This window comes from Streptococcus sp. HMSC072D05, from assembly GCF_001815805.1.
Classification (GTDB): Bacteria; Bacillota; Bacilli; order Lactobacillales; family Streptococcaceae; genus Streptococcus.
On the sequence record NZ_KV822018.1, the window covers coordinates 159,582 to 167,560 of the forward strand.

A 7,979-nucleotide genomic window follows, 5' to 3' on the forward strand; every position below is an offset into this window, starting at 1 on the left:
CTTTCATCCGCATACATGAGTAAGCGGTATCATTTCTCCTTTGAAAAAGGAGAGAACCAAGAGGTCCTCTCCGGCTGTTTGTTCCTATTTGATTCGAGATCTTTTGGACTTCTAAAACCAAATCTGTTTAGTCTTCTTTTCGTTTTGTCGTAAGGACTGCAGCAGATAAAGCGATACTCACACTTGCTAAGAAGAGGGCTACTTCTGAGCTGTGCTCCCCTGTAGCAGGTAGTTTTTCTTCATCTTTCGCTCCCGGAGTTTTGGTTTCAGCTACTGGACTTGGAGTGAGCGGGTACTCAGGTTTTTCAACTGTTGGAGCTGCTTGATCTCCAGCTGTAGCCAATACACCTGTGTAGGCTGGCTTTTCATTTACCAAGGCCTCAACTGCATTGACTCCACCTCTATACTCTGGAACTTCATTTGCAGCCGCTAGGACCGCATTGGCTCCACCTTTGTATTCTGGTAATTCGTGAACCAAGGCTTGGACCGCATTAACGCCGCCCTTGAACTCAGGGACTTCATGTACAGCTGCTTCTGTTGCATTGACGCCGCCTTTGAACTCAGGTACATCAAGAACTGGTGGTTGTTCTTCACCCTTGCTACTTGTTGGAGCATCTGGTTTCGTAGCAGAATCTTTTAATTGGTTGAGATAGTCTGCGAAGTAGGCAACCATTCTTTCCGTCAAGAGGTGGTTATCCGTCGCATATTTCATGCTTGCCTGAACGCTAGCTACTTCCTCTTGATTGTCTTTGTCCGTTAATTTCTGCGCCTTAGCCAAAGCTGCTTCATAGCTAGACATGTCAAGCGGTGTTTCTGCTACCTGTGGACGGGTAAAGATGAGTTCCGCTGCAGATTGGTATTTATCGCCACCATCTCCGTAAGTCTTGATACCAGTAAGGACAATTTTCTTAGCCTTGATTGTCTTACCAAAGTCAATGTCTTTTGGCTTGTTGTTATTTGGCCAATCTGTTACGGTAAAGGTATGTTCCTTGCCAGACTCATCTGTGACAACCAGTTTCACATCTCGCAAGTTTCCATTTGAATCAGATGCACGTGGAACATAACGAAGTCCAGTGATTTCAGTTGGTTCTTTCAAGACCATGGTTGCAGGCTTTCCTACATCTCCACCATTCCAAGATGTATGCCATAGACTAGACACATTTCCATCAAAGGCATTCTCTAGACCTTCACCTGGTTGAGCTGGCGCATCCAAACTTTCAAAGTCTTCTGCTACCAAGGCTGTTTTCTTCTGAACCAAAGCATTCTTCAAGGCTTCAATCTTGGCAATCTCTGCACGCGCTTCTTCTACGCTAATGTCATCATCTGCTTGGCTGAGGTTAAAGACCGCCTCTTTCAAAGCATCCATAGACTCTTTCGTATAGTTAGTCATGGCAACCGTTGGCAAGTAGTTCTTCAGAGCATTTTCTGTCAACATCTTACCTGTTAGGGTAATTTCTTCGATGTGAAGATTATCCATCATGAAGTCGTTATAACCACGGAAGTTGGCATTTCCACCAGAATCACCACGAGTATTGCTTGCATTTCCAGTTGAGTAGATACCTACCCAAGTATCGCCTGTTTCTGCACCTGTCACGAGGAAGGTTGCCTTCTTGGCTTTCTTAGAGTCTGTCCAAGTATTTGGCAATTCATGCATTTCCAAGTTGCTTGCTTGAGTACCACGACGACCTGACTGGAATTCTCCCTTACCGACTACAAAAGCATAGGTATTGTCTGATCCTGCTTCGTATTCAAAGGTTACACGATAAGTCTTACCAGCTTCAAAACGGAAGTTTTGAGGGATTGTTTGGTAAACCAAGTTACGACGGCTCACTAGTCCATTTGTCTTCAATGACCAATTTCCTTCGATAACATCATCGACTTTCTTACCATTCCAACCACGCTGTGTATATGGATCGTGTTTTTCAGACAAGTGAGTGCGGTTGTCTTCGACACCTTCAACACCACCTACTACAAATGGGAAGATACCTTGAGCTACATTTTCAAAGTCTTGTTTAAATGTTCCTTTACCTGTATCATGCTTGTCTCCGTACATGCTTGAATTGTTTTCAAAGGTACGGATTTCATCAAAGTATGTTGCTTCATCACCAGCTTCACGACTCAATGTAAGAGTAACATTTGATACGTCCGATCCAGTTGTAAAGAAGGCGTACATGTTTTGGAAGTAACTTGTATCATCAACTGTAGCATTTTCACGACGATTGTTATGAGCATAAGCTTTGATATAGTTGAGAGCGAGTGACTTATTGGTGTAAGTAGTCACTTCTTTTTCGCCAGTATTCACTGTGATACTTGCCTTAGCATTACTACGGTTATCAACACCGACATAAACAGCATACTTGGTATTTGGTTTCAAGCCAGTCAGTTTCTGAGTAAGACTGACCTTGCTCTTATTGCCTTGGATACGAAGCATTTCATTTGCACCCTGTGATTTGACAATTTCTGCCTTGGAAGCATCACCTGAAATGGTCCAGTGTTTCAAGGTTCCACTGTTAAATCCTTGGTCATAGATGTGCATGCCTTCGCTCCATGACATTTCAGGATTGGTTTGTTTTGAACGGTAGAGAACGTATGGTTGATTTGCTAGAAGGTCTAGGGTAATCTTGCCATCTTTTACAGTTAGTTCTTGCTCTTCTGTCTTACCTTGGTCAGTTAGCTTGTAAAGGTAAACCTTGCTATTTGCCCAATCACTCGGAAGGGTCCAAGTTGTTGCACCGGATTGCGTATTGAAGTAGTACATTTTTTCCTTATCAGTAGGAAGTTTCTTACCGTTCGCATCCCAGTTCCAAGGAGTCAAGTAAGCTGAACCATCTTGGATGACACGTCCATTGAGCGTTACTGTACGTTCACGGTATAGTGGGCTATTGACATCATTTGACTTACGAGTCACAACAACCTTGTTACCTGCTGCATCGACTAGCTCAACCTTCATTTCTGGAGTCCATTTATAGGTGCTACCGTTGTCGGTCATGGTAACTGGTGTACCATTTTCCCATTTACTTACAGTGAAGTGTTGGAAATACTTAGTCATGACATCATGGGTAAACAAGTTGGTTACATAGCCATTGTAGTCGCTTCTTCCTTGCCAGCCTTCAAAGTCTTTCATGCTGTAGCCACCTAGAAGTGGGTAGTTGGCTGCACCACCGTAACTTCTGTAGTCCCCAACCCATGAATCTTTTTGGTGGTTGCGGATAAAGCGTGTGATGGCACTGTTGATACCTTTATTAGTGTAGCCACCATAGGTCAGGTCAGCTGCCCAGTGTTGGAAGGTAGAGTCGTATTCACCACCATGGCCCCACTCAATCGCAAAACGCCAGCCTTGTTTGTTAATTTCTTTAGCAAGAACGTGAGTAGCCCAGGCACCGTTATCACCAGATTGACCATTGCCCCAAACGTCCACATAGATAAAGTCGAGACCATCACCAAGTTTTTTCTTCAAGTCTTCCCAGCGAGCCAAGCGTCCATGCGCCAAGTCATAAGCAGCATCAATGTTGATACCTTGGTCTAGCCAGTTCCAACCATAGCTGTAGCTTCCATCTGGATTTTTACGAAGAATATTTTCATTAAAGTATTTAGACTCAGGATAGGTTTCAGAAGCGTTAACGTGGATACCTAGATGAGCACCATATTTCTTCGCTTTTTCGATCAAGGTCTTGAAGTCTTCGACACCACCAATACGTTTACCAATATCAGCATAGTTCAAGTGACCAGAGTCGTGACCTTCACTACCATATCCTTTAAGGAGAACACCTTGCCCAAGACCATCTGTGTGGAGATTGATTTTCTTGATACCATCCAAGGTCATAAGGAATGGATTTTGGGCTTGAGAACCAAAGTTCATCGCGATACGATAAGCCGTGATATCCTTGACTTTTTCCCAACCTTGAGGGTTGTTCATGATGCTACGATAAGCAATGGCTCCATCCTGCCAGTCCACTTTATTATCCGCATTGGCATCTTCAGTGATAACAACCTTGGCACTTGGAAGTTCCTTGGTGTACTCTGGAAAGACAATGCCCTTATAAGCTTTTTCCCATTGCCATTCAGAGCTGTGGATTCCTACATAGTTGGCATTCCCAACTGTTCCCTTATAGGCTGTCAAACGAGTCCAGTCATAAGAACCTCCACCGTAGCTGTTTTGAGAATTGCTCCAAACACCTGCAGCAAGCTTGTCTGTAGAAACAAATCCATACATGTAACCCTTAGCCAAATCCTTCATTGGATTGGTTACATCGATATGGTCATCACCGCTGACATGGGTATTGTTTGACATGGTTGCCCCATCAAACTTAGCACCAGCTTGCTCACTCGAAACAGAGACTAAAGCATTACCAAGGAAACTAATAGAAGAAAGCAGCTTTCTTTCATCATCAATCTTTTGACCTGGAGTGACTTGATTATGGTTGACAATCTTGGTCACATCAAAGTGCAATTGATTGTCCACAACTTGCAAACGAACTGTCATTTCTGCATTGATTAAGTGAGCATCATCGCGAAGCTTCATCAAGTATTCTGCTGTTGTCTCATTGATTTTTTTGTAAGTAACTTCAGGTGTGACTTCGTGTTTGTTGATAAATACTTTATTGAATTGTTGGACTTGTCCTGGCAAGGTATGCCCGTTCAAACTGTATTCTTTAATACGTGGGAAGGCTTGGTCAATCACTGCCTTGAGTACCTTAGACTGGATCGTATCATAAGTCACCTTGCTATCGTCAACGGCCGGACCTGTTTCTTTCTGGGCAGGAGTATCATCTGATTTTACACCTTCTTGATTGTCTGTTTTAACGCTGACAACTGTACGCTCATTGCCATAGGAACCAGCTTTTAGGACGATTTTCTTCTCATTTTTGAGAGTTTCATTAACAGCTGCTGGCAAAGTGACCGTATCAAAAAGTTTCTCATCATTATTCGTTGCATTGAGTTGTCCATCTGACTTGAGGGTAATTGATAGGCGGTTAATTGATCCTGTCTCAGGCGCTGCTACACGGCCCCCCTTATACCAGGTGCTATCGGTTGGAGATTTATACTCCCAGAACCAGCCATCTTTGTCATAACCAACAAAAACATTGTTCTTGGTATCTTTAAATTTCAAGAAGACACCAAAGCGTGATTTGCCCTTTTCAGAATCATCTTTGAAGGTTAAATCAACCGTCGCATTTCCATTAGCATCAACTGTCAATCCTTGTTTTTCAAACAAGGCTGGTTTGCCATCATTGTCATTTTGGGCCGTTGAAGACAATTGATTGTAGCGAACACCCTTTTCTTCACGAATAGTGACGGTTCCTTGTTGCTCTTTATTCACTACTGTTTGCCATTCAGGAGTTACTGTCTTAGGCGTTTCAGGTTTAGCAGCTGCAGGTTTATCCTCTTTTGGTTTTTCTTCAGCCGGTTTCTCTTTCTCTTCCAAGTCTGCTGGTTTCACACTTGAAATTCCCTGCATGTGGTCTTGGATCCATTTTAGTTGAGCTGGTGAGAAGAGAATGCCGCCGCTCCGTTTTCCAACTACACCATTTTGGTGCACACCGACCAGTTTTCCTTCTGTATCAAAGATACCGCCACCACTAGCGCCCGGTTTTCCTCCTTGGTAACCAATCCCTTGGACACCTTCTCCGTATGGTTCCGCAAAATCAACTGTAGTATTGACAATCGGATTCAATTTCCCTTCTGGATAACCAAAGACATGGAGCTTATCTCCGATTTTCTTAACTACTGGCTTTTTGGTTACTTCAACAGGCGTATTTTCTAGAACTGTACGCAATCTCACAAGGGCCAAATCATTTTTGAAGCCCTTCAGGTAGCCTTCACGATCCCAATGAATAATATCTTTCTTGCTAAACTTGACATCTGGCAATCCTGGATATGAGATGCTATAGATATCTCCATCCCCTTGGTCATTATCCACAACCTTACGGATATTGCCGTCTTGGCTGTCCTTGATAAAGTTATGAGAAACCGTCAAGACAAGGTCTTTTGCAACGACAATACCGCTACCTTCTCCTGATGGCGTCTTAATCTTAACAGTCGCGCCGTAGTTTAATTCCCCGTTGGTAGTCTTAGCTACATCTTCTGGTACGAGCTTCCCAGTATCTTGGGCCAATTGATCCTTGTCAACATCACGCCCATTGTCTTCAGCCTTCTCCAACTTATCTTCTAATTCTTTTGGCAGGTTGCTTGGCTTTTCAGACTTTTCTTTTTCTTGAGCCAACAACTCTTCTTCTGTTTGAGGGCCTTCAGTAGTTTCAGCTGAACCAGGATTCTGAGCGGCAGCTTCCTTGTCAAAATCGTGCCCCTCATCACTAGCCTTCTTATCCAAATCAGCTAATTCACTTGGCAAATTAGTTGTAGAACCAACTCTTGCTTGATCAGCCAATACTGGGCTAGCTGCGAAGAAAGTCGCTCCAATCATCACCGAAGCTACTCCAAGCGTAAACTTACGAATACTGAACTTACAGCGTTTTTCAAAAAATCGTTTATCCATGAACTCCTAAATCCTTTCATTTTCCAGTAAGCGTTTACATTTCTTTTTTAAAAAATACTCCTTTCTCTGAAAGTGCTAAGCTTAACTGTTATAAATAAAAAATAATTGTACTTTTAATATAACAAATAAAAAGGCAGAAAGCAATAGGAAATAGGTAAAATTCACTAAAATTTTCTCTTTTCTGAAAAAATCTATCCCTCATCATTCAGGGACTTATACAAAGATAAAAAAGGACTTAACCATCATATCGATGGCTAAATCCTTTACTTTTTTAAAGTTATTTCACATGGTTTGCGAGTTCTTCTTGGGCCTTTTTATTTGACTCTTCTTTTTCTTTCAACCATTTTTCTTGAGCTTTTTGGTATTCTTCTGTTGTCACTGCCTTATCTTGTACTTCTAGATATTTGTACAAAAGGGCTTCACTCATACCCTTGTTACCAGAGTATGCAAATGGAAGTGTAAATGGTACCATCTTAGACAACATTGGACGACCAGTTTGAGAAGTTGTTGGAATGAGCAAGGCACTGTCTGTCAACCAAGCTTGGGCAGCAGCATATTTCTCATAACGTTTTGAAACATCAGTGGTTTCTTCACCAGCTTCCACAACCATTTTTTCGTAATCTTCTAAACCAACTTGCTTAGCGGCAGCGTTGTTTGTCCCAGAATCAAATCCTAGATATGTTTTCGTATTTTCTCCTACAGAAGGCTTGATAATATCAAGATAAGTAGATGGATCGATATAGTCTGGAGACCAACCCACGTTATCTGAGATATCCCAGTCTTCTCCAGCCGCAGTCTCAGCGAAGTAGGTAATGTTTTGAACATCGTCTTTTTGGAGCTGTTGGATATCGATAACCACATTATCTGATCCTAGATTTTCTTCAACTGACTGTTTAAAAGATTGAACACGTTGAACTTTTGTTGTATTTGTTTGATCTACAGGCATATCCAAGTGGATTGGGAATTTCACACCTTCCGCTTGAAGGGCCGCCTTAGCTTTAGCGAACTCTGCTTTGGCTTTGTCAGGATTGTAGAGTCCATCTTGGGCATCATCCAAGTTTACGTTGCTCCACTCATCTCCATAGGTCACCAATTTTTCCTTAACTAATTCCCCAAAGTTTTTCCCATCTGCCTGTACAAATGTAGGAGGAACAAATAAGTTACGAAGCAGTTTAGTAGCCCCGCTTGCACCATTTACTTGAGAAGCGTAGGCTGTTCTGTCAAAACCAAATGCAATAGCTTGACGGAAGTCCTTATTCAAAAGTGCCTTCTTGGTTGATACTTTTTCCTCATCTGTTGTCTTAGAAGTGTACTTATAAGACTGGCGATCGATATTTGTGCCTACTAAATAAGTAGTAGAATCTTGTTGGGTATAAACGATATTGTCTTTGAATGTTTTTTCAGTCTCTGAGTAACTAGCACTTGTTGGGAAGAGGCGAGCCATTGTAAAGCTACCGTCTTTGAAAGCTTCAGTTGGCTTATT

The 7,979-nt window shown here is 42.3% G+C and carries 1 protein-coding gene and 1 pseudogene; both read right to left on the reverse strand.

The window, feature by feature from the left end; all coding sequences use genetic code 11:
- Positions 1 to 127 precede the first annotated feature (127 nt).
- Positions 128 to 6,496 carry a SpGH101 family endo-alpha-N-acetylgalactosaminidase gene (locus HMPREF3057_RS04905; RefSeq protein ID WP_083312809.1) on the reverse strand — a complete coding sequence of 2,123 codons (6,369 nt, stop codon included), beginning with the start codon at positions 6,494 to 6,496 and terminating at the stop codon, positions 128 to 130.
- A 277-nt stretch (positions 6,497 to 6,773) separates the two neighbouring features.
- Positions 6,774 to 7,979 (reverse strand): annotated as a pseudogene (locus HMPREF3057_RS10460) (ABC transporter substrate-binding protein); the annotation flags it as partial.